Here is a 25,684-nt window from a genome sequence, read left to right as displayed (position 1 = left end):
CCCTTTCATAGTGGCGTTTACAACAGAGAATTTAGAGTGAGAGCCAAAACTTGCAACACCTTACGCAGATGGTGGCTCTTTGGAATCGTTACAGGTAAATTGACCTCCCCCTGCAGATTGGATCCTCTTAAAAGTCTGCGTTATCGACCTCGCTGACAGCGAACAAAATCAAGAGAAGGAACGATGACTAGCAACGCGAGTGCAAGCGCGGCAGGTTTCGGCTACCAATATGAGCGAGCGCTACACCGGATTTTTCACAGCACTAATCCTGGCACGTACTTCGGTATCGAAACTGCGGACGATGTGGAAGAGCAGATCCCGGGTGCCAACGGCACAACCACTATTTGGGAGCAGAACAAGCTAACCACCGGCAAAAAATACTCCCTGCAGGACAGCAGTAAGAACGTCTGGAATACGTTGCGTAATTGGCTCAAAAAGCTGGCTGATGCCAGTAGCAAGTACAACTCTATTGAGTTCGTGCTTGTGACCAATCGAACGGTACCGGACAAAGCACTAGTCAGCACGCTCTCAAAGGCGGACACACCTTCAGCAGTCGCTGCGGCGGTCAAAGCTTTGCGCGATCATGCCAGCAAGATGTCGGGTGTGGCTGGGGAAATAGCCGCTGAGGTTATGACGTATACCGATGCCGATCTCACATACGTGATATCGCGCTTTCATGTCGCGGACAGCATGAATGATCAGACGCTAAAGGATGCGATTTACGCCGCCCTGCAGTTTCCAGAAGGAATGGAGGACAGCCAGCATCTGGTATATGAAGGCCTAATGGGTCAGCTGTTTAACGAATGCCAGACAGCTTGGAAAAAAGGCACACCCTACTGGACAACCGCAAAACCATTTTTCAATCGGAAGCACATGCTGATTGAAAAATTTCTAGAGGATTATTGGAAGCCGTTGGCCCAGGCCGATACTGAGTTCAAAGCGCTGATAGACGAGTACCCTGAGATTAAGCCTGCGTTTATCGAACAGCTCGAAAACATAAACCTGCGACCTAAGCTTCTCCAAGAAGAGCTTGGCCACTATTGGGCTGCATACTCCGAACGTGCCCGCCTGCTCAGGCTAAACAGAATTTTGCCCAGCGATTTGAGTGCGGTTGAGGAGGAGTTGTGCGACAAGTGGAAGGCCAACCAGGCCGCGCGGTGCGTACAGGAAAATAAGGATCCAGAGGATTTCAACGCACAGGATTTCTTATCCGTTTACCAACTGACATCCACTCCACACACCTTCGAGCTGGAGATAGGTCGCGTCAAATCTAAATTCAGATACCTGTTTATGGGCACCTATCACCACCAGGCGAATGGGGGCGACGGCATAGAGCACCCCATTCACTGGCACAAAGACCCGGAGGGTGATCAATGAGCGCGCCTTTCATGGATCGTCATTTGATCCACAACACCTCCTTGGCCTGCTTCCTTCTTGCGTACTTCATAAACGAATACGAGTCAGCAGATCACCCTGTTGACCTTCCAAAGCTTTTGCTGGTGCTCCCCATCGTTTGGAACCCGGCAAGCAGCAGTGCGCTTTCATCCCGAAACACTGCCTCTGCCATAGACAGCGTGCTCCGAGACTCGCCTGTGCTGAAGATTGATCTGGAGCGCCGGGTTCAGGAGTACACCGCCTCGACGTTTCAAGGACTGAACCTTGCGGTATCAGCCAAGTTGGTAGTGAAGAAACCAGGCGTAGACGGTGATGTGTTCACAGGTCTCGTGACTCGTTGGCCGAATGCCACCAAAGCCTCGATACCGCCTGAGATGCTTAAGACCACCAAGCAGCTCTCAAGCTGGCTAGCCAGCGTCTCAACCCCTCAAATCTATAAGCTGCTGTTCGGAATTCCCAATGAAATTCGAAATTAATGCCGTCCTGCTGTGGCCCCAGAATCAAGCTAATTCTGTTAGGGAGATCACGTTCGAACCCGGCAAGATCAACATCATTCATGGTCTGAGCGGCACTGGTAAATCGTCGATCATCCACATCATCGATTACGCCCTCGGCTCCAGCAAATGTCAGATCCCGATCGGTTTCATTCGAAACCAAGTCGAGTGGTTCGGTCTGAAAATCACTATTCGCAACGAAACCTGGGTTGTTGCAAGACGCACACCCGGCAACAGGCAGACGTCCAGTGACTACTACCTCTCGCCTTTCACAGGCGACCTGCCCGACATCCTGCCGTGCAATTTGAATGCAAACGCCTTCAAAGACAAATTCAACAGCCTGGTCAGGATGAGCGATCTGCCGCACTCTGACGACGAAGAACCTGGAAAGCTCGACAGCCGCAGCTCGTTTCGGGACATGGCCGCCTTCAACTATTTGCCTCAGCACATTGTGGCCAACCCGAACACCCTGTTCTTCAAAACCGATTCGTGGACACACAAAGAGCGCCTGACTCGGGCGATGCCCTACGCGCTTGGCATCGTGAATGCGAATTACGTAATGACTGAGCGTCGCCGCGAAGAGGCAGCAAAAGAGCGAGAGAGCCTCAATAAAGAGCTTGTTCTCCTCGATCGGACAAAAAATAACTGGAATTTCGAAGTAAATCGGATGCTGAACAGCTGCATCGAGATTGGTTTGCTCCCTGCCAAAACTCCTGCGGGCATCGACAGCAGGATTGCGTTACTGCGATCCGTTGTCGAGGCTTACAATGCAGGACGGCTGGAACAAACGCTTCTTCAGCCTAACCGTCTGCACACTAACGAGACGTTCGAAGTTGCCCTTGCCAAAGAAGCTGCCCAGCAGGATATCGTGGAAAACTTGGCTGCCGACATCAGCGGTTACAGCAGCCTGAAACAGAGTGGCGAAAAATTCGTTGATGCGATCCGCTTAGAGCAATCTCACGTGATTGGTTTGGACTGGCTGAAGAAGAATGTCCAATCAAAAGGCGAGTGCGTGGCATGCGGCTCCGCCACTTCTGTTCTTCCCGAGGTGATCGATAAGCTTGAGGTCAAGGTCAACAAGATCACGCAGATCTCGGAAGTGCTGCAAGAAAACCCAGTCGTCGACAATCGACTGTCTACCCTAAAACGCAATCTGTCGGCAGAGGAAAAAAAGCTTTTTAAATTGAGGGCTGAGAAAAATGAGATCCTCAGTCGAGACAAAAAACTCAAAGATGTGATCGGGCAGATCTATTTCCTCGCAGGCGACATATCCGGTCTGCTAAAACGCATAGGCTCGACGTCAGCAGATGACACCGTGGTTGCGCGACTGAAAGAGTTGGATGGCATCATTCAAAAATTCGATCGCACCCTGAGTTTGACAAATCGCGTCGACAAGGAGCGTCGAGTCGACTACCTGATCGGAGAGTTGATCGGTGACTATGCTGATGCATTCGGGGGCCTAGAGGCACCTGAAGGATCGCAGATCAAACTCGACAGGAAGGAGTTGACGCTACGTTTCGATAGCGAACCAAACCGCAAGGATTACCTGTGGGAGGTCGGAAGCGGTGCTAACTGGATGGGCTACCACATCGCAGCTTTCCTCGCGATTCACGAATTCCTGTCCCTAGAAGAAAACAAGGAACTGCCACCCTTCAGCTTCTTGGTAATCGACCAACCCAGTCAGGTGTATTTCCCAAGCAGCCATAGCGGCGACAACGGCCTTGATGAAGATATTCGGGAGCTCAAGCGTACCCGGCCAACAGACGTCACTGCGACCCAACGCATTTTCAGCGTCTTAGCTGAAGGGCTCCGACGCTCCAATAACCACCTTCAGATCATCGTGCTTGAGCACGCCGGCAAGGAAATCTGGAAGGACATCCCCCTTACCCACTCAGTTGAAAGCTGGGACGTGAAAGGTGATGGGCTCATCCCAGATACTTGGGTCTAACCGCAGCATTTGGATACTCGTTGTCGCCCGACATGGCTGATCGGCAACGAGTACGCAGACCGGCCTCTGGATACTGGCCGTTTCCGTCAAAGTCATCGGTGCTGGAAATGAGAGCGGGCCGAGCTGGTCATAGTGTGAGCCTTCAGTTGCCTACACGGATGCCTTACCAAAGATCGTCGTAACACCGTTGATAACAAGTACGGTAAAGGGATATCTGCTTTGATCGGATCCCCTTGGATGTGGTGGAATCTCATCGGCCTGGCCGATCACACCTCAGGGCCTTGCAAATGGACTTAGTATTCCAAAGAGTATTCCAATCAAAAAATAGAAACAAATAAAGCTTTAAAAACAATAGGTTATATATCGCGTTCAGATTACCCCGGCCCACCAATTCAAAGCATCGACAGAACCCGCCTAGTGCGGGTTTTGTTGTTTCTGGGGGGACACAGCCATTCACCAGGATTCCTCAAATACCCACGCAATAACAGACGACAAAAGGCGAGTCGCCTCACAAGGCCCCGCCCTCTGGAATCCCCCCACACTTCCCATTAACCTGACAGCCTTTATCAGACAACCGGAAGTCCGATACCCGTGCTCAAGCCCCTCGCTGTCATCGTCCTCGCCTGCGCGCCATTGCTCGCCTCCGCTGCCGAGCTGGCAGGTGTCTGGAAAGGCACTCTGGGCAAATCCGCCATTACGGCCTGTTTCAACGGGGCCCATGGATCCAACGGCAGTTACTACTACCAGCGCATCCTCACCCCTATCCAACTGACCCAAGCCAACGCCAGCGAACCGTGGGCCGAAGAAGGCAATACCGGTTTCTGGCAGTTGGACGAACCCCAAGGTGACACGCTGGCGGGAACCTGGAGCAAAACCCTCGGGGGTAAAAGCCTGGTACTGGCGCTGAAACGTGCTGATGCGGACAGTTGCGCCAGCGACACCTACAACAACCCTCTCGAGGCGGCGCCACCTCCCGTAACGGTTGAGAAGAAGACCTTCAGCGAACATCCCTATCAAGTGAAAACCCAAGGTGGGCAGGTCATCTTGAAACTCGAAGGTGAGGGGCCGGCAATCGAGAAGATCAATCGCGACCTCGCGCAGTTGGCTGTCAGCCCCGAGGGCCAGGCCGATTTCTATCGCGAGCGGCGCAATGCCTTGGACCAAAGCGGCGGCACCTCAACCAGTGAGATCACGGTGGAGCCGTTCTACTGGTCTTCGCAGTGGATCACCGTGCGGTTCTACCGCTGGACCGCCGGTTATGGTCGCGGCGGTATCAGTTGGGGTCTGCATAGTTGGAACCTGCAAACCGGTGAAAGCGTTGACCCGTGGGCTTGGCTCGGAGGGCATCAAGAATGGTATGACGCCTACTCCGGTCACTTGAAGCTGCCAGCTAAATTCAGCATGTGGCTCGCCAAACAAACCACCACCGACGAAGGTTGCCCGGCCGTGGCCCACTACTCCACCTTCGATCTGAGCTTCAACACCCAAGGCCTGCAGCTCTCGACGCCTGCCACCGGAGACGGCTGCGACAACGACTTGAGTTTCACCTGGGAGCAATTGGAACCTGTCCTGACAGAACAAGGCAAAGCGGCACTGCCCAGCTTGAAATCTCCCTGAGTCACTGGCTCGACTATTCACTTGGTTCGCCTTACAAAATCTCCACAGTCATTCACGAAATATTAAGAACTACTCTCGTATACTCCCCGATTGCCCAAGACCGATCCCCCGGCCGGTCCCTACTCCCGGTAGCCAGAATCCATGACGCGTCCCGTTCCTCTGCTGCTCCTTCTCGCAGGTTTGTTGTTCTTCTTCGCCCTTGGCAGCCATGAACTGCAAGGCTCCACCGAAGCTCGTGTGGCCGGGATCGCCATGGCCATGCACCTGGACAATGACTGGGTGATCCCGCGCCTGTTTCGTGAACCCTTCCTGGAAAAACCACCCCTGAGCTTGTGGTTGGACGCCGGGGCCATTCGCTTGTTTGGTGGGACTACCTGGGCTGTGCGCCTGGCTTCGGCGTTTGCCGGGCTGTTCAGCGTGATGTTGTTTTACGGGATGCTGCGCAAGTTCGGGCGCCCGAAGACAATGGCTTTCTGCGCGGCTCTGATCCTGGCGACCATGGCCAGTTATTGGGGCAACGTGCGAGGCGTGGGCGAAGACTCGCTGCTAAGCCTCGGCGTGACCACGGCACTGCTGGCGTTCTACCAAGCCATGCGCCCCGAGTCCGAGCGCCAAGGCTCCAACGCTTGGGCCTGGGCGTTGTTTACCGTCGGGATGGCGATCGCCACACTGAGCAAAGGTGTGCTGGGCCTGGCCATGCCGGGCATTGTGATCTTTGTATACCTGGTCAGCACCAGCGTGATGGATAAACGCTTGCGCATCGGTGACTGGCTCAAGCCGGGGTTGTTTACACTGCTGGCACTGGTGCCGCTGCTGATCTGGCTGGGGTTCCTGTTCCAGCGCGGCGGCATGCAGGCCGTAGCCGAAGTGTTGTGGACCAACAGCGTCGGGCGCTTCAGCGGCTCGTTTGTCGAAGCCGGGCATTACGAACCCATCTATTACTACATCGCAAAACTGCCCGAGGCGTTCTTGCCTTGGAACATTCTGGTGTACCTGGGCCTGTGGCACTTCCGCAAAAGCCTGGTGCGCAACCGCTATCGCCTGTTTTTCAGTGTGTGGTTGGTGGCGCAGTTCACCCTGCTGACCCTGGCTTCCAGCAAACGCGTGGTTTACCTGATGGCACTCACCCCCGCTGCCGCCGTACTTGCAGCGGAATATGCAGGGGTGTTGTTGGAGTGGCTCAAAGCGCATAAACCGGCGCTGTATCGTTATCACCGAGGCGTGATCAGCGGTGTGTTCACGCTACTGATCGCCAGTTACATGACAGCCGCCTTCTGGTTTGCACCAAAAGCCGACCTACGTGAGTCCTTCGTACCGGTGATCAGCCAGGCCAAGGCCTATCAAACCGAAGGCAAGGAAGTGGTACTGTTCCAACCCAACGAGCGTATCGCCGGGGCCAGCGTGTTCTATTTGCAGGGCTACTTGCCGATCCTGCAAACCGAAGCTGAGTTGCGCAGTTTTCTCGCTGCCAAGCCTGGCAACATGGCGCTACTGGGCCGCACCGAGCAACTGGCTGAGAAGGTGACTGTGATCAAAGAGATGGCGATCGGTCGCCAGCCTTACTACTTCGTCGAGCAGTAAGACTGGCGCGGGGCATCAGTGCTTGGTGAGCTTGTCCAGGTAACCCATGGCAAACGCCGAGATCACGAAGGTCATGTGGATGATCACGTACCACATCAAATGCTGCGGATCGACGTTCTTGGCGTCCATGAAGATGCGCAGCAGGTGGATGGACGAAATGGCAACAATGGAGGCTGCCACTTTCATCTTCAGCGAAGAAGAGTCCATGGTGCCCAACCAGTTGAGCTTTTCTTTGCTTTCATCGATATCCAGCTGCGAGACGAAGTTCTCGTAGCCGGAAATCATCACCATCACCAGCAAACCACCGACCAGGGCCATGTCGATCAACGACAGCAGCACCAGGATCAGCTCCGACTCGGCCATCGAGAACACGCTCGGCAGCAGGTGAATCACTTCCTGGAAGAATTTCAGCGCCAGCGCCAGCAACCCCAGGGACAAGCCGAAATAGATCGGCGCCAGCAGCCAACGCGAGGCGTACATAGCATTTTCGATAAAGCGTTCCATTGGATCTCACACAGCTTGGCTAAAAATGGCGGCGAGTATACCAGCCACTCACAAACACCTGTAACCGTGAGAAAACTGACCTAGACCGCATCTGTAAGAGATTTTTTCTGCTAGTGTCGAGACCATTCACTCGGCTCGATGATGTCGGACAGGAAGATTCAGATGACGGATGTGCGATCCCCTTTGGCCACTATCGGCCTGTGTGCGGTGTTGCTGATGGCCAGCGGCTGCTCCCCCAAAGAAGAGCAGAAGCAGGCTACCCTCGAAGAGAAAACCGCGAAGTTCGAACAATCGCTGGACAGCATTCAAGACCCCAAGCTCAGAGACGCCGTCGCCGACCTTGGCGGCTCGCTGCTGTTGCTGGAACGGGCACGGAGCAAACTCGCTACCAAGCCCATCGAGGCTGAATACGGCGAAGACACCCTGGCCTTGCTCACGCACTACCCCACGCCCCAAGCCTTGGTAGACACCTACATCAATGGCCTGTTCGTGCTGCGCAAAGCTTCACACTCCGACTACCTGACGGATTTGCAGCCGGTCTTCCCGTTCAGCTTCAACACCCCGGACCAGTTCCCCTTCCCACACGGCCTGGAATGGCAGTCGGTGACCTTGAGCAACAACAAAGTCATCCCCTTCCAACCGGAATGGTCGGAAACCGACCCGGGTATACAGCTCAGCCCGAGCAGTTCCAACCTGACCAACCCCGATGACCTGACGATCACCTACCCATTCATCGAGGGTGTCGAGACCGAGAACAAGAGCCAGCCACAACCCGTCAGCCTTAAAGGCGCGGTTGAAGTGATCGCGCCAGGCAAGGTACTGACCTTCGACTTGTCGAAAAAAGACGTAGGCCACAAACGCACCGAGGGCAATATCACCCTCAACCTGCTGCTGCTTGAGAAAAATTACGCCGAGATCGAGATGACCAACAGCGCTCCATTGGCGCCGGAAGTCGGTGACGAATCCCCCAACCCATTGCTGGTGCAGGCACGCGACAGCACCGGGCAATTTCTAACCCGCTCAGGCTCAATCAACGAGAATGCCGCACAAGTGGCCTTCTACGAGAAACAGCTGGCCGAGATGCAAAAGCAGAAAGCTTGGTCAGATGCATTTGAAAAGCAACTGACGGACGAGCAGAAAGCGTTCGAACACAAACAGAGCAGCCATTACGCCAAGGTGTATTTCAATGGTTTGATCGACAACCTGCAGGTCAACGTCCTGGACTTTTCCAAGGCCACCCTCACCCGCAAAGACCTCGACCTGCCGGTACTGCGTTTCGACAAGAACAGCCTGCAGAAAACCGTACAAGCTTTGCCGATGCCGGTCACGGTGTATGACGACAGCGCCGTCAATTGGCTCAAAGACGCATCAATGACCGAAGACCAGCTGAAAAAAAGCGTCACCATCAGCCAATCGACCGAAGACGCCAGTGCCGCGAAGATCGTGTTTGACCACCCCTTCACGTTCAATGACGACCTGGTCGGCGCCGAACGCAACAGCAGCGAAGCCCCTATCACCTTCTTCACGGCGGACGACAAGGGCGAACGCGGGGAGCCCATCGAATTGCCGGCCGAAGCCTTCGAGTTGAACGCGGGAAGCGGCACGCTCACCTACGACCTCAATCTGTTCCCGGAAAACCCGGCCTTTGTAGTCGGCTCGGTCCCGTTGTTCCTGGCCACCATCGACAAAGCCACGATTGACGTCGCCAAGCTGCCCAAAGGCCTGTCGCTCAAGGACAACGCGCTGATTGTCGATCAGAAAGAGTTCCCCGCCGACAGCTGGCGCTTCTACGCCAAGGACGCCAGCGGCAAGTACCTCAAGGAGATCCTCGGCGTCAGCCACCGCGCCGAGGAGTACGGCACGGCGCTATTTGACGTGCATTATTTCTACGGCCAACCGACCACGCTGGAAAGCTACCAGCGCACTGAGCTGAACACCGTGCAATACGGCTTTGAGGTCAAGCTGGACAAGCCCGAAAGCAAATAAGGCTCAGTGGTGGGTATCACTGAGCGTCTGCACCCGCCCGCCATTGAGCTGTCGCAAATGTGCTTGCAGGTGCAGGCACCAGATCTGCGGGTCGTCCGCCAGCGCGTAACCGTGCAGCGTCAGGCTTTCCACAATCGATTCAAGAATGGTTTCTGCCACGAAGGGCCCATGAAACGGGCCTTGAGACTTGATCGTGGAAGGCTGTTCGCCGGTCATTCCGGCGGCAAACAACAAGGTCCACATCCCGTTATCCCCCGCGAGAGGGCGAATGGAGCATTCGATACGGGTGACTAGACCCAGGCATTGGCGGGTAAGGCAAAGGTTGCGCGGCATGGCGGCGACCCTCGGTAGTTCGGTGTTCAACCTCAACGCATGGCGAGGCTGTCTCTATCCTGCGACTCCTGTGGATATCCCTTGAGGTGAGAATAGAAGAAAAACCGTACAAACCAAGGCTGTAGGGACCAACGGTGTTGGCCCCTCAGGCTGGAGTCAATTTTATGGCAGGCTTGCAGCTCTGTGGCGAGCCCGCTCACCACAAAAGCTGCCTCAACACAAAAAGTCAGCTTGGTTTGGCTTCAGCCAACGCCTGCTGCGCCAGCTCCTTCTCCGCTTCCTTCAAGTCCTCCTCGCTGATCATCTCGGCAATCGCGCGCAAACGCTCTACCACGCGCGCATTGACGGAGCCTTCCGGGAATTGCCCCTCGGCGTCCGGCTCACCGGCAGGCTCGCCAACCAACAAGCTCAACGCCTCATCCGCCTGACGCACGGCATAGATGTGGAACTGCCCAGCCCGCACAGCCTGTAGCACCTTCTCGTCGAGCATCAGCGTGGCGACGTTGGCTTGCGGGATGATCGCCCCCTGCTCACCGGTCAACCCGCGCGCTTCGCATAGGCGGAAGAAGCCTTCGATCTTCTCGTTGACCCCGCCCACCGCCTGCACTTCACCAAACTGGTTGATCGAGCCGGTGATGGCAAAGCACTGCTTGAGCGGCGTCTTCGACAGGGCCGAGATCAAGGTGCAAGCCTCGCCCAAAGATGCGCTATCGCCGTCCACGTAACCGTAGGACTGCTCCAGCGCGATACTTGCCGAAATCGCCAACGGGAATTCCTGGGCATAACGGCTGCCCAGGTAACCGGTGAGGATCATCACGCCCTTGGAGTGAATCGGCTGCCCGAGGTTAACCTCACGCTCGATGTCGACAATACCGCTGCCGCCCGGGTACACCGTGGCGGAAATCCGCGCCGGCACGCCGAATGCCGAATCACCGACCTCCAGCACGGTCAGCCCGTTGCACTTGCCGACCGCAGCGCCTGCCGTGTCGATCAGGATGACCCCGGCGAGCATGTCGTCGAGAATCCGCGCCGACACCCGCCCGGTACGCGTGGCCTTGGCCTTGAGCGCGCGCTCGATATGGCCGGCATCGGTCATCTCGTCACCCGCCAGATGACGAACAAAATCCGCCTCGCTGACCAGTTGGAACAAGTCGCCAATGCGCGCCGACAAACGCTCCTGGTGTTCAGCCAGCCGTGCGCTGTAAGTAGCCAGGCGCACTACCGCGTCCGCCGTCAGCGGCGCCATGCCCTCCTCCGAAGTACGGGTTTTGAGCAACTGGGCGAACTGCTCCAGGCTTTCGTCCACCATCGGGATGTCTTCGTCGAAATCCACCAACACCCGGAACATTTCCTGGAAGTCCGGATCGGCATCTTGCAACGCGTAGTACAGCTGGCGGGAACCGATGATGATTACCTTGACCTGCAACGGAATCATTTGCGGGTTGAGGGTCACGGTAGCCAGACGCCCCATCTCACCCAGCGGCGACTCCATCTTCAGCTTGCGCGACTGCAAGGAACGCTTGAGCGCGTCCCACACAAACGGCTCACTGAGCATTTTCTCGGCTTCGAGAATCAGGAAGCCGCCATTGGCGCGGTGCAACGCACCCGGCCGCAACTGGCGATAGGTGGTGTAGAGCGCGCCTTGGTCGGTGCTGTATTCGATACGGCCGAACAGGTTGTCGTAGGTCGGGTGCGGTTCAAACACCACCGGTGCGCCGCCGTTGACCGGATGCCCCACCACCAGGCTCGGGCAGTACTGCTCTTCGAGCAGCTTGCGCGCTTGGGCGTCGGTCTTGGCGTCGTCCACCAGTTGCTCGACCACGGTTTTCAGCAAGTACACCTGCATAGCTTGCAGGTAACCGCAGACAGCGGCGTTTTCTGCGTACTTTTCCGACAGCGGTGCCAGCAAAGGCTGGAGAGCCAGGGTGATGGTTTCTTCGTTGAACTGACGCAGTTGGTTGTTGGACTCACGCTTCCACTGCGGCAGGCTGGCAAGCTCTTCGTTGAGGCGCTCTTCCAGCTCAGAAATATCGGTGTGGAAACGTTCGCGATCGACCTCCGGCAGTTGCGAGAACTCCGCCTCGTCCAGCGCCTTGCCGTCGAGCATCGGGGTAAACGCGATGTTGGAACTGTCGCGGTACAGCGCCACGTCCTTTTCCAGGGCCAGGCGCTCGATCACGTCCAACGCCTTGTCGTAACGCTGGTTGAAGGCGCGGTCGATAGCGCTTTTACGCTGTTGATACGTCGGGTGTTCGAAGACGGCCGGGAAAGTCGCCACCAGGTTGTCGACCAACCCGTTGATATCGTTGATGAACGCCGCTGCGCCGCCAGCAGGCAGTTCCAGTGCACGCGGTTCGCGAGGCTCATCGAAATTATTGACGTAGACCCAGTCAGCCGGGGTCTGCAGGCGTTTGCCTTCGGCCTTCAGGTAGCGTTTGACGAACGAAAAGCGGCCGGTACCGGGCTCGCCCATGACAAACACGTTGTAACCGGGGCGCGGCATGGCCACGCCGAACTGCAACGCTTCAACTGCACGTTCCTGGCCAAGCACACCGCGAAAGGGCTCCAAATCATTAGTGGTCGAGAAGCTGAACTGTTCAGCGGAGAAAGGGCGGGTCAGCGCTTCAGGCGCTAGACGCAAGCTGGCAGCAACAGGATCAGGCATCGGGCTTCCTTACATCAGGCGGGGCAGATGACGGCATTCTGGCTCCCGGTTACGCGCTCTGGCAAGGCGCACCTGTGGGAAAGCCTAGACACTGGATGCGTCCTACAAAAAAATCGCGATAACGCTGATTGTTTTATAAAAAATAACGGAACCCCTGGATCATGCCTAAACTCCAAACTGCGCGGGTTGGACTAATAACTGGCCCCTAGGGCGCTGCGATGCGCCTACCCCCTTGTCTATTGGTTTGCACACAAAGAGAACAAAGCTATGAAACGGATCCTTCTTGGTACTCTCTTCACCGTCGTCTCCCTCAATGCAATGGCAGAAGCACCCGGTGGCCCGAACTGCGGTTGGGGCAACATGTTGTTCGACGGCCAGCGCGGCACTCCGGCTCACTTCCTGGCATCCACCACCAACGGCACCTCGGGTAACGCCACCTTCGGCATGACCTCGGGCACCAACGGCTGTAACACCAACAGCAAGCTGACGTACGGCGGCAAATCGTGGATTGCCATGAATGGCATGATGAACGAGCTGTCCGAAGACATGGCCAAAGGCAACGGCGAAGCGCTGACCACCTACGCGGTGGTACTGGGCGTCGCCCCTGAAGATCGCGAGCACTTTGCTGCCGTGACCCACGAGCACTTCCAGCAGATCTTCAGCAAGGCCGACGTGACCGCTGACGACGTACACACCAACACCCTCGCCGTTCTGAAAGGCGATGCACGCCTGGCGAAATACGCAACCCAAGCTTAAGCTCGACCCGCCCGCGCCTTCCGAGGCGCGGGCTCTATTTTTGGGCCCGCCTCCCCTTTGGGTCTCACTTTTTCAGACTTAAGTTGCCCCTATGCTCAAACGCCTTGCCTGGTTGGCACTCTTTGCCTGCGCCCCGCTGTACGCGGCCCCGCCTATTGATGATCAACGTTTGCAGCAACTGGCCAACGACCCGTTCTGGCTATCTTTGGGCCATTACGAAGCCGGCAAACTCAAAGGCTGGCGCAGCTATGTCAGCGATAAAAAGTTTTTCCTCGCACCCGACGGTGCCCACCACCCGGACGCCGAGCTCAAGGCCACCGTTGAAGCGCTGTACGCTCCGGCCAGCCTGGGTGAACAACACGCCCAATGTGTGTACCCCGCACGCACGCGCTGGCTCAAGGATCAGTTGCACCTGACCGACGTGCCCGCCGTAGACTGCAAAGAATTCAAGCAATGGTTCAAGGACGTCGCGCCCCACAGTGCGGTGCTGATCTTCCCGGCGGCCTACCTCAACAGCCCGTCGTCGATGTTCGGCCATACCCTGCTGCGCATCGACCAGGCTGACGTGCAGAGCAACAACACCGCCCTGCTCAGCTATGCGATCAACTTCGGCGCCTATATCGAAGGCTCGGACAACAGCATCCTCTATGCCTGGAAAGGCCTGATGGGCGGTTACCCCGGCCTGTTCGCCCTGGTGCCTTATCAGGAAAAACTCTCGGAGTACCGCAGCCTCGAAAACCGCGACCTGTGGGAATACCGCCTGAACCTGACCCAGGCCGAAACCGAGCGCATGGTCGAGCATGTGTGGGAGCTCAAACAGATTCAGTTCGACTACTTTTTCTTCGATGAAAACTGCTCCTACCGCCTGCTGGAACTGCTGCAAGTGGCCCGTCCCAGCCTGCGCCTGACCGAGCAATTCCCGCTGACGGCCATCCCCACCGACACGGTCAAGGCGGTAAAAGACGCCGGCTTGGTGGAGAAGATCGATTACCGCCCCTCTCGCGAACGCGAACTGCTGGAGCGCGCCAAGCCGCTGGACGGCGACGAGCAGCAATGGGTATTGAAGATCAGCGACGACGCCAAGCAATTGCAGGCTCCTGCGTTCAAGGCCATCGCCAAGGATCGCCAAGCCTTGATCATCGACGCCGCCTACCGCCTGGGCCGCTACCGCGCCAATGGCTTGGAACGCGACACCGAACGTTCCCAACGCAGCTTCGAACTGCTGCGCGCCATCAACCAGAACCCCGCGCCCGACCTCAAAGTCGAACGCCCCGGCCTGCCGGAAAATGGCCACGAGTCGCGCACCTGGCAAGCCGGCGTCGGCACCCGAGGCAGCAAAACCTTTGGCGAGTACGGCCTGCGCATGGCCTACCACGACCTCAACGACAACGCCGAAGGCTTCCCCCTCGGCGCGCAGATCGAAATCCTGCAAATGAAACTGCGCCAGTACGAAGGCAATCACTGGCAACTGCAACAACTGGACCTGGCCACCATCCGTTCTCTGACCCCACGCAACGCCTTGCTGCAACCCTGGTCATGGCAAGTCACCGGCGGCCTGGAACGCGTGCCGGGCAAACACGATGACGAAACGTTGGTCGCCCACGTCAACGGCGGCGCCGGAGGCACCTGGCAGCTGAGCGACGACATGCTCGGCTTCGCCCTCGGCACCGTACGCGTGGAACACAACAACGACTTCAACGAAGCTATCTCCCCGGCTGCCGGCTTCAATACCGGCGTACTGTGGAAGAACCCACTGGGGAATTTGAGCTTGGAAGCCAAGGGCGATTTCTTCACCAATGGCGAAGTACGGCGCAGTATCAGCCTGAATCAGCAGTGGGAGTTATCGCGCAACCTGGGCCTGCGACTGAGCGCGCAGCGCGAATACAGCCACTTATCGACGCCGGTAAACGAAGTGATGCTTGAGGTGAAGTGGTACCACTACTAACTAAAGTCAAACAAAGATCCAAAATATGGGAGCCCCATCAACATGGACGTTAACTGCACCAGCCTCGAACAAGTCCGCGAAAATATCGACCGCCTCGACCAGCAAATCGTCACCCTGCTGGCCGAACGTGGCCGTTACGTCTCCCAGGCAGCACGCTTCAAAAAAGACACGGATGGCGTCAAGGCGCCGCAACGGGTTGAACAGGTGATCGCCAAAGTGAGGGGGTTATCTCAAACAGTGGGTGCCAACCCGGAAGTCACTGAACAGGTGTATCGCGCGATGATTGCGGCGTTTATCCAGCAGGAGTTGAACGAACACGCGGCGCTGGCGATCCATCCGGCGACCTAGAGCCCTGTGGCGAACCCAACACCTTTCTCACCACCCTTTCACACCCCCTCAACAAACCCTTACCTAAACTTGCCCCTATCAGCCTTGAAACGGCCAGGGAGCTAGCAATGTGGCGGTATGCGGTAATGCTATGTGCGGTGGTGTGGCTGACGGGCTGCCAATCAACCCATCAGGATTTACTGGCCAAGGGGTATCCACCGGCCTTTGCCGACGGCTTTGACGACGGCTGCAGCAGTGGTCGCCAGGCGGCAGGGGTGATTACCGGGGAGTTTCGCAAGAACGTTCCTCGTTATCTGAAAGACCGCGAATACGCCGAGGGCTGGGAAGACGGTTTTCGCCAGTGCAAGGCGATGCGTGAGAGCGAAGAGTTACGCGACTACAAGGACAATCACTGGGACGATCGTGAACGCGCCTGGCAGCAGGAAAAGGACCGCGACGCAGCCAGGGCCTATCGCTCGCAATAGGTCGCTTTCAGACATCCGTCGAAACTAAAGCCCGGCGAATATGGCCCAAACTCCACAGAGGGAGAACCTCATGAGCCGAGCCTTTGTAAATGAAGACAATGCCGCTGCCCAGGCTGACCAGCCAGTGGAGCGTCAAATCAGCGAGCAGCCCAACCGCCTCACCGCGCAAGGGTTGGTGCAGTTGCAGGCCAAGGTCGCGCAGTTACAACACGAACACAGCGCTGAGTCCGCCAAGGGTGAGCAGATGGATAAGCAGCGTCAGGCCGACCTTGAGCGGGATTTACGTTACTTCAACCAGCGGGTGCAAAGCGCCCAAGTCGTAGCGCCAGCGACCTCCACCGACAAGGTGCAGATCGGCAGCTGGGTCACCTTCGCCAACGAACAAGATGGGCAGCAGCGCATTCAGTTAGTCGGAGAAGATCAGGCGGATGCCACAGTGAGCTTGATCAATTGGGGCTCGCCCCTTGGTCGGGCGTTGCTGGGCGCCCAGGTGGGCGACGAGGTGCTGTGGAAGCGCCCCGTCGGGGATCAGTTGATCGAGGTGCTGCTGATCGAGCCCGAGAGCCAGAGTCCTCCCCCGTAGCCGTTGTCGAGCGCCAGCGAGGCTACGTCAGCAGCACCGCCGCTACCTGGTCAGACATAAATACTGCGTCGCGCCCAACGCAGCCTCGCTAGGGCTCGACAGCTGCTACGAGGGTTTGGCGCATGTATCTGCGGTTTAAACGATGCCTTGGGCCAGCATTGCGTCGGCCACTTTCACAAAACCCGCGATATTCGCGCCCTTCACGTAGTTGACCCGACCGTTTTCTTCACCGTAGTGCACGCACGCGTGGTGGATCGACTGCATGATGTTGTGCAGTTTGCTGTCCACCTCACCGGCGGTCCACAGCAAGCGCATGGCGTTCTGCGACATTTCCAAGCCACTCACGGCCACACCACCTGCGTTGGACGCTTTGCCCGGCGCAAACAGAATGCCCGCCTCGATAAAGATATCCACAGCCGCAAGCGTGGTCGGCATGTTGGCGCCTTCGGCCACGCAGATGCAGCCATTGCGCAACAAGGTGCGGGCAGCGTCGGCGTCGAGTTCATTCTGCGTGGCACACGGCAGGGCGATGTCGCAGGCCAGTTCCCATGGCGTCTTGCCCGCACGGAATTCCAGGCCGAAACGCGAAGCCAGTTCGCTGATGCGACCGCGCTGCACGTTTTTCAACGCCAGCAGGGCCGACCATTGCTCCTCGGTCAAACCGCCTTCGGCGTACAGGGTGCCTTCGGAGTCGGACAGGGAAATCACCTTGCCGCCCAAGTCCATGACCTTGCGTGCCGCGTATTGTGCGACGTTACCCGAGCCCGAGACGGCCACGCGCTTGCCTTCAACCCGCTGGCCGTTGCGCTTGAGCATTTCTTCGGCGAAGTACACGCAGCCGAAACCGGTGGCTTCGGGACGAATCAAGCTGCCGCCGTAGGCCATGCCCTTGCCAGTCAGCACTGAGGTGAACTGATTGCTCAGGCGTTTGTACTGACCGAACAGGAAACCAATTTCACGGGCGCCTACGCCGATATCGCCGGCCGGTACGTCCACGTCCGCGCCGATATGACGGTACAGCTCGCTCATGAAGGCCTGGCAGAAGCGCATGACTTCGGCGTCGCTCTTGCCCTTGGGATCAAAGTCCGAGCCACCTTTACCGCCACCCATGGGCAGCGAGGTCAGGGAATTCTTGAAGGTCTGCTCGAAGGCGAGGAATTTCAGCACGCCCAAATTCACCGATGGATGGAAGCGCAGGCCGCCTTTGTAAGGACCAATGGCGCTGTTCATCTGGATACGGAAGCCACGATTGACCTGGACCTTGCCGTGATCATCCACCCAAGAAACCCGAAAGGTAATCGCGCGCTCCGGCTCACAAATGCGCTCCAGGATGCCCGAGGTCAGGTAGTGGGGGTTGGCTTCAAGAAACGACCACAAACTGCGCAGGACTTCTTCTACGGCCTGGTGGAATTCAGGCTGGTCGGGGTCGCGTTTCTTGAGGCGAGCGAGGAAAGATTCGACAGATTCGATCATGAAAATTCTCGGCAAATTTATTGTCATTAGGGGCGATTTGACTCGGACCTTAGCAACTCGTGCCGCACCTGAAAAGCGCAAAATGTCGCCTTTGTGAATTTAAATGGTGCATTGGATATAAATAAATCACAAAAAAGCATCATTTGCGCACCTTAAAAGGGATCACCAATCAAAGGAATGCACCAACAGATGAACCCACCTCGGTCCGCCTGAAAAATGCGCAAAAAAAAGCGGAGCCCAAAGGCTCCGCTTTTTTCAAACCACCGACCTGAATCAGGCCAGCTTTTTGTGCCGTACACGGTGCGGCTGGGCAGCGGCATCGCCCAAACGCTTTTTACGGTCCGCTTCGTACTCGGTGTAGTTACCTTCGAAGAACACGGCTTGAGAGTCGTCTTCGTAGGCCAGGATGTGAGTCGCGACGCGGTCAAGGAACCACCGATCGTGAGAGATCACAATGGCGGCGCCCGGGAAGTCCAACAGGGCTTCTTCCAGGGAACGCAGGGTTTCAACGTCGAGGTCGTTGGACGGTTCGTCGAGCAGCAACACGTTGCCGCCCTCTTTCAAGGTCAGGGCCAGGTGCAAGCGACCGCGCTCACCACCGGACAGGTCCTTGACGAACTTCTGCTGGTCGCCACCCTTGAAGTTGAAACGGCCGACGTAGGTGCGCGACGGGATTTCATAGTTGCCGATACGGATCTGGTCGGAACCATCGGAGATTTGCTGGAATACAGTTTTGCTGCCATCCAGGTCTTCGCGGCTCTGATCCACACAAGCCAGCTGCACGGTTTCGCCGACTTCGATGCTGCCCGAGTCCGGAGTCTCCTTGCCCATCAGCATGCGGAACAGCGTGGATTTACCCGCACCGTTACCACCGATAACGCCGACGATCGCGCCTTTTGGCATGGAGAACGACAGGTTGTCGATCAACACGCGGTCGCCATAGCCTTTGGAAACGTTCTTGAACTCGATGACCTTGTCACCCAGGCGCGGACCGGCCGGGATGTAGATCTCGTTGGTTTCACTGCGCTTCTGGAATTCCTGCGATTGCATTTCTTCAAAGCGTTGCAGACGAGCCTTGGATTTGGACTGGCGGGCCTTGGCGCCTTTGCGCACCCACTCCAGTTCTTCCTTCATGGCTTTTTCATGGGCCGATTGCTGCTTGGATTCGGCGGCCAGACGGTCGGACTTGGCTTCCAGCCAACCAGAGTAGTTGCCCTCGTAAGGGATACCCGCGCCACGGTCGAGCTCGAGGATCCAGCCGGCAACGTTGTCCAGGAAGTACCGGTCGTGCGTGATCGCAACCACGGTGCCTGGGAAATCGTGAAGGAAATGTTCCAGCCAGGCGACGGAATCGGCGTCCAAGTGGTTGGTTGGTTCGTCGAGCAGCAGCATGTCAGGGGCCGACAGCAGCAGGCGGCACAGGGCCACACGACGTTTCTCACCACCGGACAGGAATTCGACCTTGGCGTCCCACGCCGGCAGGCGCAGCGCATCGGCGGCGACTTCCAGTTGGCGCTCCAGGTTGTGACCGTCGCTGGCCTGCAGGATGGCCTCGAGCTTGGCTTGTTCAGCCGCCAGTTTGTCGAAGTCGGCGTCTTCTTCAGCGTAAGCCGCGTAGACCTCGTCCAGACGGGCCTGGGCGTTCTTGATCACGCTGACGGCTTCCTCGACCACTTCACGTACGGTCTTGGTCGGGTCCAGGATCGGCTCTTGCGGCAGGTAGCCGATGTTCAGTTCAGGCATCGGGCGAGCTTCGCCTTCGAACTCAGTGTCGACGCCGGCCATGATTTTCAGCAGCGTGGACTTACCCGAACCGTTGAGGCCGAGCACGCCGATCTTGGCGCCTGGGAAGAAGGACAGCGAAATATTTTTCAGGATTTCCCGCTTCGGCGGAACAACTTTTCCCAGCCGATGCATGGTGAAGACGTATTGAGCCATGGTGAACCTAGCGTCAGTGACTGATGAATTAAGCGGGCGAAGCCCGTGCCAGGCCATGCGCCGCGCGGGCCGTTGACGGAGATCAATGCCTGCGAGCGGAAAAAGCCTGAGTGTCTGGGGCTGGAACGCCCCCGCGTAACCGGCAAAGCTACCTGAATGCGCTTGACCAGTCCAGCCAGGCGGGGCTGGCACTTTGCCACAAGTCAGGGCATGCTAGCCGCCCTTCGGGCGTCCGGCTTATAGTGCACGTCGCGCGCCAGTCCAGCCAAACCGCAGGATCACAGTTTGTCCAAAGTCACACCGCCAACTCCACTGCGCGCCGCTCATATAGCGCCGGGAGCGCCCCTGCACGGCACCCTCAAAGGCGCATTGGCGACGCTTGTCCTTATGCTGCTCGCCTTATTGTTCTGGCAACTGCTGGACCAGTTGCAGCAGAACCAGAAAAACCAGCAGCAATACACCATTAACTACAGCGCCGACCTGGCTGAGCAGATCAGCCTGAACATGGCTCTAAGCGCAAAAATAGCGCTGAACCTGCTGCCGATGGTCGAGCCACCGCGCGACGACGAACAGCAACAGGCCCTGATGCGCACCTTGCAACGCTCGCTGCCGGAGCTGCGCAGCATTGCCCTGCTGGCCCCCAGCGGCGCAATGATCAGTGACAGTGCCAAAGACAGCCAAGACGGCGCCTGGCTTGAAGAGCTGGTCCAGCGCAGCCACTCTCAACCTTATTACCTGAGCAACAACAACGACGGCACCCTCATTTATCTGTTGCTGCACCAGCCCAGCGGCGGCTCAAGAATGTACTGGGCCCTGCGCCTGGCGCCTGACTACCTGGCCAACCTCACCCGCCAGGACGGCCAGGGCCAGCGCCCGATGTGGGCCATCGAGAATCGCCTGAACCATCGCGTGGTCAGCCGTGACAGCGGCATGCCGGCGCAGTGGGCCTCTGCGCTGACACCGGATGAGTTGAATAAAAGCGTGCTGGTCACGCCCCTGAGCAAAAGTGACTGGCAATTGCGCGGCTTATTCGACCGCAGCGCCGTACTGGAGCAATTACTGCCGGCGTTTATCGGTAAATGCTTGCTGGGCCTGGCCTTCTCGCTGATTCCGGTGATTGTGCTGCTGAACATGCGTCGCCGTCAGCGCCAAGTGCACGAAGGCCGACGGCGCTATCAGGATATCTTTGAAGGCACTGGCGTGGCCTTGTGTGTGCTTGACCTGTCGGAGCTGAAGGCGTTCTTCGACAAGGCGCAAATACAGACGCGTGAGCAACTGCACACCTGGCAGCAAGACAACCCCGAAGAGCGCCAACAACTGCTCAAGGAACTGCGCATCACCGAGGTCAACCAAGTGGCCGTGCGCCTGCTGAACGTGGGGTCGTGTGACGAAGCCTGGGAGCGCCTGATCGATGATTACCCGCGCAACGCCACGGCCATCGGTTACCAGGTGCTCGAAGCGGTGCTGACCCAGCAAAAACAGCTGGAACTGGAAATCCAACTCAACGATGTGGCCGGCAACGAGCAATACTTGTGGCTGGTGATGCGCCTGCCGGAACAACAGGCCGACTTCAAGGCCGTGATCCTCAGCATCAGCGACATCACCAGCCGCAAGCTGATCGAACTGTCGTTGGTGGAGCGTGAGAGCTTCTGGTCAGACGTGGTACGCACCGTCCCTGATCACTTATATGTGCAGGACGTGATCAGCCAGCGCATGATTTTCAGTAACCACCATTTGGGCCACACCCTTGGCTACAACAAGGCCGAATTGCAGCAAATGGGTGAGTACTTCTGGGAAATACTGCTACACCCCGAAGACGCGGGGTATTACCACGACTTACGCCAGCAGCAACGCCAGGTCGGCTATTCGACCCAATTGCAGTGCCAATTACGCTTTCGTCACCGCAATAACCAATGGCGACGCTTTGATATCCGCGAGCAAGCCCTGGCCCGAGACAAGACCGCGGTGGTCACACGGATCATCGGCGTGGCCAAGGACATTACCGATCAGATTGAAGCCAGCGAATCCTTGCGCGACAGCGAGCAGCGCTACCGCATGCTGGCCGAAAGTATCAGCGACGTGATCTGCTCCACCGACAGCCAACTGGCCCTCAACTACATCAGCCCGTCGGTCAACACTGTGTTGGGTTATGACGTGGACTGGGTATTCAAGAACGGCTGGCAGTCAATCATTGCTAACCCGCAACAACTGACCGGCATTTATAGCCTGGTGGAACAGGTCAGCCGCGCCCTGGGTGACCCCGCTGCGTTGAACAAGCTGCGCGATGAGGTCCAAACCCAATTATTCCTGTTCGACTGCCTGCGTGCCGATGGCCGTAAAGTACCGATCGAGCTGCGCCTGGTGCTGGTCTGGGATGAGCACGGCGCATTTGAAGGCATTCTTGGCGTTGGTCGTGATATCAGCCAGCAGCGCCGCGCTGAAAAAGACCTGCGCATGGCGGCCACGGTTTTCGAGCACTCCACCTCCGCGATCCTGATCACCGACCCGGCCGGCTATATCGTGCAGGCCAACGAGGCGTTCAGCCGGGTCAGCGGGTATGCGGTGAGCGATGTGCTCGACCAGCTGCCGAACATGCTCACCGTCGATGAACAACAGGAAGCCCACCTGCGCTACGTGCTCAAGCAGTTGCACCAGCACAGCACCTGGGAAGGCGAAGTCTGGCTCAAGCGGCGCAATGGCGAGCATTACCCGGCCTGGGTCGGCATTACCGCCGTGTTCGACGATGAAGGCGACTTGGCCAGCTACGTGTGTTTCTTCAGTGATATCAGCGAACGCAAGGCCAGCGAACAGCGCATCCACCGCCTGGCGTATTACGACGCCCTGACCCACCTGCCTAACCGCACTCTGTTCCAGGACCGCCTGCACACGGCACTGCAGTCAGCCGAGCGACAGAAGTCGTGGGTGGTGCTGATGTTCCTCGACCTCGACCGTTTCAAACCGATCAACGACTCCCTGGGCCATGCCGCCGGCGACCGCATGCTCAAGGAAATGGCCACCCGCCTGCTGGGCTGTGTGGCCGAAGACGACACCGTAGCGCGCATGGGCGGCGATGAATTCACTCTGCTCCTGCAACCGCGGGTCAACCGTGACATGGCGCTGAACCGCGCGATTCACGTGGCCGAGCAGATTCTGGCCAGCCTGGTGAGGCCGTTTGTGCTGGAAGGCCGCGAGTTCTTTGTGACCGCCAGTATCGGCATCGCGCTCAGCCCGCAGGACGGCAATGAGCTGAGTCAGTTGATGAAGAACGCGGACACCGCGATGTATCACGCCAAGGAGCGCGGCAAGAACAACTTCCAGTTCTACCAGGCCGACATGAACGCCAGCGCCCTGGAACGCCTGGAGCTGGAAAGCGACTTGCGCCATGCCCTGGACCAGAACGAATTCGTGCTGTACTACCAGCCGCAATTCAGCGGCGACGGCAAGCGTTTGACCGGCGCCGAAGCCCTGCTGCGCTGGCGCCACCCGCGCCGAGGCCTGGTGCCGCCGGGTGATTTTATTCCGGTGCTGGAAGAATTGGGGCTGGTGGTGGACGTAGGTGATTGGGTGCTCAGCGAAGCCTGTCGCCAGCTCAAGACCTGGCACCAGAACAAAGTACGAGTGCCGAAGGTCTCGGTGAACATCTCGGCGCGGCAATTCTCCGATGGCCAGTTGGGTGAGCGCATCGCTACCATCCTCAAGGACACTGGCCTGCCGCCGGCGTGCCTGGAGTTGGAGCTGACCGAAAGTATCTTGATGCGCGAAGTCAACGAAGCCATGCAGATCCTCGCCAGCCTGAAAAACCTCGGCCTGAGCATCGCGGTCGACGACTTTGGTACAGGCTATTCGTCACTGAACTACCTCAAGCAATTCCCCATCGACGTGTTGAAAATCGACCGCACTTTCGTCGATGGCCTGCCGTCCGGTGAGCAGGATGCGCAGATAGCCCGCGCCATTATCGCCATGGCCCACAGCCTGAACCTGGCGGTGATCGCTGAAGGCGTGGAAACCCATGAGCAGTTGGACTTCCTGCGTGAGCATGGGTGTGATGAGGTTCAGGGGTACCTGTTCGGGCGGCCGATGCCAGCGAATCGGTTTGAAGCGCAGTTCAGCAATGATGCGCTGTTCATGTTCGACTGATTTACCGCTTATGTGGATCGTTCCCACGCTCCGCGTGGGAATGCATCCCGTGACGCTCCGCGTCACAACCTCAAGAGCAGACGCGGAGCGTCCGGGTGGCATTCCCACGCAGAGCGTGGGAACGATCAACACACCACTGATCCCCAGATGAAAGCCACTTGTCCGCGACATGATGTCCTTTCATATGCCATCTAAAACCCATTGAGTTAGAATGCGCTTCTTTTCTGCCCCGATCCTTGAGGACCGCCATGTTCAGCCGTGATTTGACTATTGCCAAGTACGACGCCGATCTCTTTGCCGCCATGGAGCAAGAAGCCGTGCGCCAGGAAGAGCACATTGAGCTGATCGCTTCGGAAAACTACACCAGCCCTGCGGTCATGGAGGCTCAAGGTTCGGTTCTGACCAACAAGTACGCCGAAGGCTACCCAGGCAAGCGCTACTACGGCGGTTGCGAGTACGTCGACATCGTTGAGCAGTTGGCCATCGACCGTGCCAAGGAACTGTTCGGTGCCGATTATGCCAACGTCCAGCCACACGCCGGCTCCCAAGCCAACAGCGCCGTTTACCTGGCCCTGCTGCAAGCGGGCGACACCATCCTGGGCATGAGCCTGGCCCACGGCGGTCACCTGACCCACGGCGCCAGCGTTTCCTCCTCCGGCAAGCTGTACAACGCCGTTCAGTACGGTATCGATGGCAACGGCCTGATCGACTACGACGAAGTCGAGCGCCTGGCTGTTGAACACAAGCCAAAAATGATCGTGGCCGGTTTCTCTGCCTACTCGCAGATCCTGGATTTCCCACGTTTCCGCGCTATCGCTGACAAGGTTGGCGCGTACCTGTTCGTCGACATGGCCCACGTAGCTGGTTTGGTTGCCGCCGGCGTTTACCCGAACCCGGTTCCTTTCGCTGACGTAGTGACCACCACTACCCACAAGACCCTGCGCGGTCCACGTGGCGGCCTGATCCTGGCTCGCGCCAACGCCGAGATCGAGAAGAAGCTGAACTCCGCTGTGTTCCCAGGTGGCCAGGGTGGCCCGCTGGAGCACGTGATCGCGGCTAAAGCGATCTGCTTCAAGGAAGCCCTGCAGCCTGAGTTCAAAACCTACCAGCAACAAGTGGTGAAAAACGCCAAGGCCATGGCCGGTGTGTTCATCGAGCGCGGCTTTGACGTGGTCTCCGGCGGTACTGAGAACCACCTGTTCCTGCTGTCGCTGATCAAGCAGGACATCTCCGGTAAAGATGCTGACGCTGCCCTAGGCAAAGCCTTCATCACCGTGAACAAGAACTCCGTGCCGAACGACCCACGTTCGCCGTTCGTCACCTCCGGCCTGCGCTTCGGCACCCCGGCTGTGACCACTCGTGGCTTCAAGGAAGCAGAGTGCAAGGAACTGGCCGGTTGGATCTGCGACATCCTGGCTGACCTGAACAACGAAGCCGTGATCGACGCGGTACGTGAGAAGGTCAAGGCCATCTGCAAAAAGCTGCCGGTATACGGCGCTTGATTGCAGTTGCTTGAA

18 protein-coding genes are annotated in these 25,684 nt (G+C 57.7%); 13 read left to right on the top strand and 5 right to left on the bottom strand.

The genetic code is table 11. The features are described from left to right. The first annotated feature begins 183 nt into the window (after positions 1 to 183). The 5 genes from BFL40_RS19785 (at position 184) to BFL40_RS19765 (ending at position 7,035) form a co-directional block, all read left to right on the top strand. A complete protein-coding gene (locus BFL40_RS19785) occupies positions 184 to 1,377 on the top strand; it encodes an ABC-three component system protein (RefSeq protein ID WP_071485529.1) in 1,194 nt (397 codons plus the stop codon). Continuing rightward, a complete protein-coding gene (locus tag BFL40_RS19780; protein WP_071485528.1) occupies positions 1,374 to 1,871 on the top strand; it encodes a three component ABC system middle component in 498 nt (165 codons plus the stop codon). The genes BFL40_RS19785 and BFL40_RS19780 overlap by 4 nt, the downstream gene beginning before the upstream one ends. Further along, positions 1,855 to 3,837, top strand: coding sequence for a DUF3732 domain-containing protein (locus BFL40_RS19775; RefSeq protein WP_071485527.1), 1,983 nt, complete (start codon positions 1,855 to 1,857; stop codon positions 3,835 to 3,837). Before BFL40_RS19780 ends, BFL40_RS19775 begins: the two co-directional genes overlap by 17 nt. A gap of 591 nt (positions 3,838 to 4,428) precedes the next feature. Then, on the top strand, positions 4,429 to 5,454 hold the full coding sequence (locus BFL40_RS19770) for a hypothetical protein (protein WP_071485526.1): 1,026 nt from the start codon (positions 4,429 to 4,431) through the stop codon (positions 5,452 to 5,454). A gap of 141 nt (positions 5,455 to 5,595) precedes the next feature. Beyond that, complete coding sequence (locus tag BFL40_RS19765) at positions 5,596 to 7,035, top strand: ArnT family glycosyltransferase (protein ID WP_071485525.1); 1,440 nt, start codon at positions 5,596 to 5,598, stop codon at positions 7,033 to 7,035. Between the two features lie 15 nt (positions 7,036 to 7,050). Here BFL40_RS19765 and BFL40_RS19760 read toward each other — a convergent pair whose 3' ends face one another. Continuing rightward, a complete protein-coding gene (locus tag BFL40_RS19760) occupies positions 7,051 to 7,539 on the bottom strand; it encodes a TIGR00645 family protein (RefSeq protein ID WP_071485524.1) in 489 nt (162 codons plus the stop codon). Between the two features lie 162 nt (positions 7,540 to 7,701). Here BFL40_RS19760 and BFL40_RS19755 point away from each other — a divergent pair, with 162 nt between their 5' ends. After that, positions 7,702 to 9,525, top strand: a complete 1,824-nt coding sequence (locus tag BFL40_RS19755) for a hypothetical protein (protein WP_071485523.1) — start codon at positions 7,702 to 7,704, stop codon at positions 9,523 to 9,525. A gap of 3 nt (positions 9,526 to 9,528) precedes the next feature. Here BFL40_RS19755 and BFL40_RS19750 read toward each other — a convergent pair whose 3' ends face one another. Beyond that, positions 9,529 to 9,858 carry a PA4575 family protein gene (locus BFL40_RS19750; protein ID WP_071485522.1) on the bottom strand — a complete coding sequence of 110 codons (330 nt, stop codon included), beginning with the start codon at positions 9,856 to 9,858 and terminating at the stop codon, positions 9,529 to 9,531. A 226-nt stretch (positions 9,859 to 10,084) separates the two neighbouring features. Beyond that, positions 10,085 to 12,523: a Lon protease family protein gene (locus tag BFL40_RS19745; protein ID WP_071485521.1), complete on the bottom strand. Its 2,439-nt coding sequence runs from the start codon at positions 12,521 to 12,523 to the stop codon at positions 10,085 to 10,087. 267 nt (positions 12,524 to 12,790) lie between these two features. Here BFL40_RS19745 and BFL40_RS19740 point away from each other — a divergent pair, with 267 nt between their 5' ends. The 5 genes from BFL40_RS19740 to BFL40_RS19720 all read left to right on the top strand — a co-directional run bounded on the left by BFL40_RS19740 (position 12,791) and on the right by BFL40_RS19720 (position 16,619). Beyond that, entirely contained in the window at positions 12,791 to 13,279 is a 489-nt protein-coding gene (locus BFL40_RS19740; RefSeq protein WP_071485520.1) for a DUF3015 domain-containing protein, read from the top strand. Between the two features lie 91 nt (positions 13,280 to 13,370). Then, positions 13,371 to 15,224 carry an Lnb N-terminal periplasmic domain-containing protein gene (locus tag BFL40_RS19735; protein ID WP_071485519.1) on the top strand — a complete coding sequence of 618 codons (1,854 nt, stop codon included), beginning with the start codon at positions 13,371 to 13,373 and terminating at the stop codon, positions 15,222 to 15,224. Between the two features lie 42 nt (positions 15,225 to 15,266). Then, positions 15,267 to 15,572 carry a chorismate mutase gene (locus BFL40_RS19730; protein WP_071485518.1) on the top strand — a complete coding sequence of 102 codons (306 nt, stop codon included), beginning with the start codon at positions 15,267 to 15,269 and terminating at the stop codon, positions 15,570 to 15,572. A gap of 107 nt (positions 15,573 to 15,679) precedes the next feature. Continuing rightward, complete coding sequence (locus BFL40_RS19725; RefSeq protein ID WP_071485517.1) at positions 15,680 to 16,036, top strand: hypothetical protein; 357 nt, start codon at positions 15,680 to 15,682, stop codon at positions 16,034 to 16,036. Positions 16,037 to 16,106: 70 nt separating this feature from the next. Beyond that, positions 16,107 to 16,619, top strand: coding sequence for a GreA/GreB family elongation factor (locus BFL40_RS19720; protein ID WP_071485516.1), 513 nt, complete (start codon positions 16,107 to 16,109; stop codon positions 16,617 to 16,619). A 135-nt stretch (positions 16,620 to 16,754) separates the two neighbouring features. Here BFL40_RS19720 and gdhA read toward each other — a convergent pair whose 3' ends face one another. Continuing rightward, positions 16,755 to 18,092 carry an NADP-specific glutamate dehydrogenase gene (gene gdhA / locus BFL40_RS19715; protein WP_071485515.1) on the bottom strand — a complete coding sequence of 446 codons (1,338 nt, stop codon included), beginning with the start codon at positions 18,090 to 18,092 and terminating at the stop codon, positions 16,755 to 16,757. Positions 18,093 to 18,365: 273 nt separating this feature from the next. Beyond that, positions 18,366 to 20,030, bottom strand: coding sequence for an energy-dependent translational throttle protein EttA (ettA, locus tag BFL40_RS19710; RefSeq protein WP_071485514.1), 1,665 nt, complete (start codon positions 20,028 to 20,030; stop codon positions 18,366 to 18,368). Positions 20,031 to 20,315: 285 nt separating this feature from the next. Between ettA and BFL40_RS19705 the strand changes: the two genes are divergently transcribed. Both BFL40_RS19705 and glyA read left to right on the top strand, forming a co-directional pair. Beyond that, on the top strand, positions 20,316 to 24,167 hold the full coding sequence (locus BFL40_RS19705; RefSeq protein WP_071485513.1) for a bifunctional diguanylate cyclase/phosphodiesterase: 3,852 nt from the start codon (positions 20,316 to 20,318) through the stop codon (positions 24,165 to 24,167). Positions 24,168 to 24,415: 248 nt separating this feature from the next. Next, positions 24,416 to 25,669: a serine hydroxymethyltransferase gene (gene glyA / locus BFL40_RS19700; protein ID WP_010174925.1), complete on the top strand. Its 1,254-nt coding sequence runs from the start codon at positions 24,416 to 24,418 to the stop codon at positions 25,667 to 25,669. The last annotated feature ends 15 nt before the right edge of the window (positions 25,670 to 25,684 follow it).

The sequence above is a fragment of the Pseudomonas costantinii genome (assembly GCF_001870435.1).
In the GTDB taxonomy this organism is placed as follows: domain Bacteria; phylum Pseudomonadota; class Gammaproteobacteria; order Pseudomonadales; family Pseudomonadaceae; genus Aquipseudomonas; species Aquipseudomonas costantinii.
This window is presented reverse-complemented; position numbering and strand designations above follow the sequence as displayed.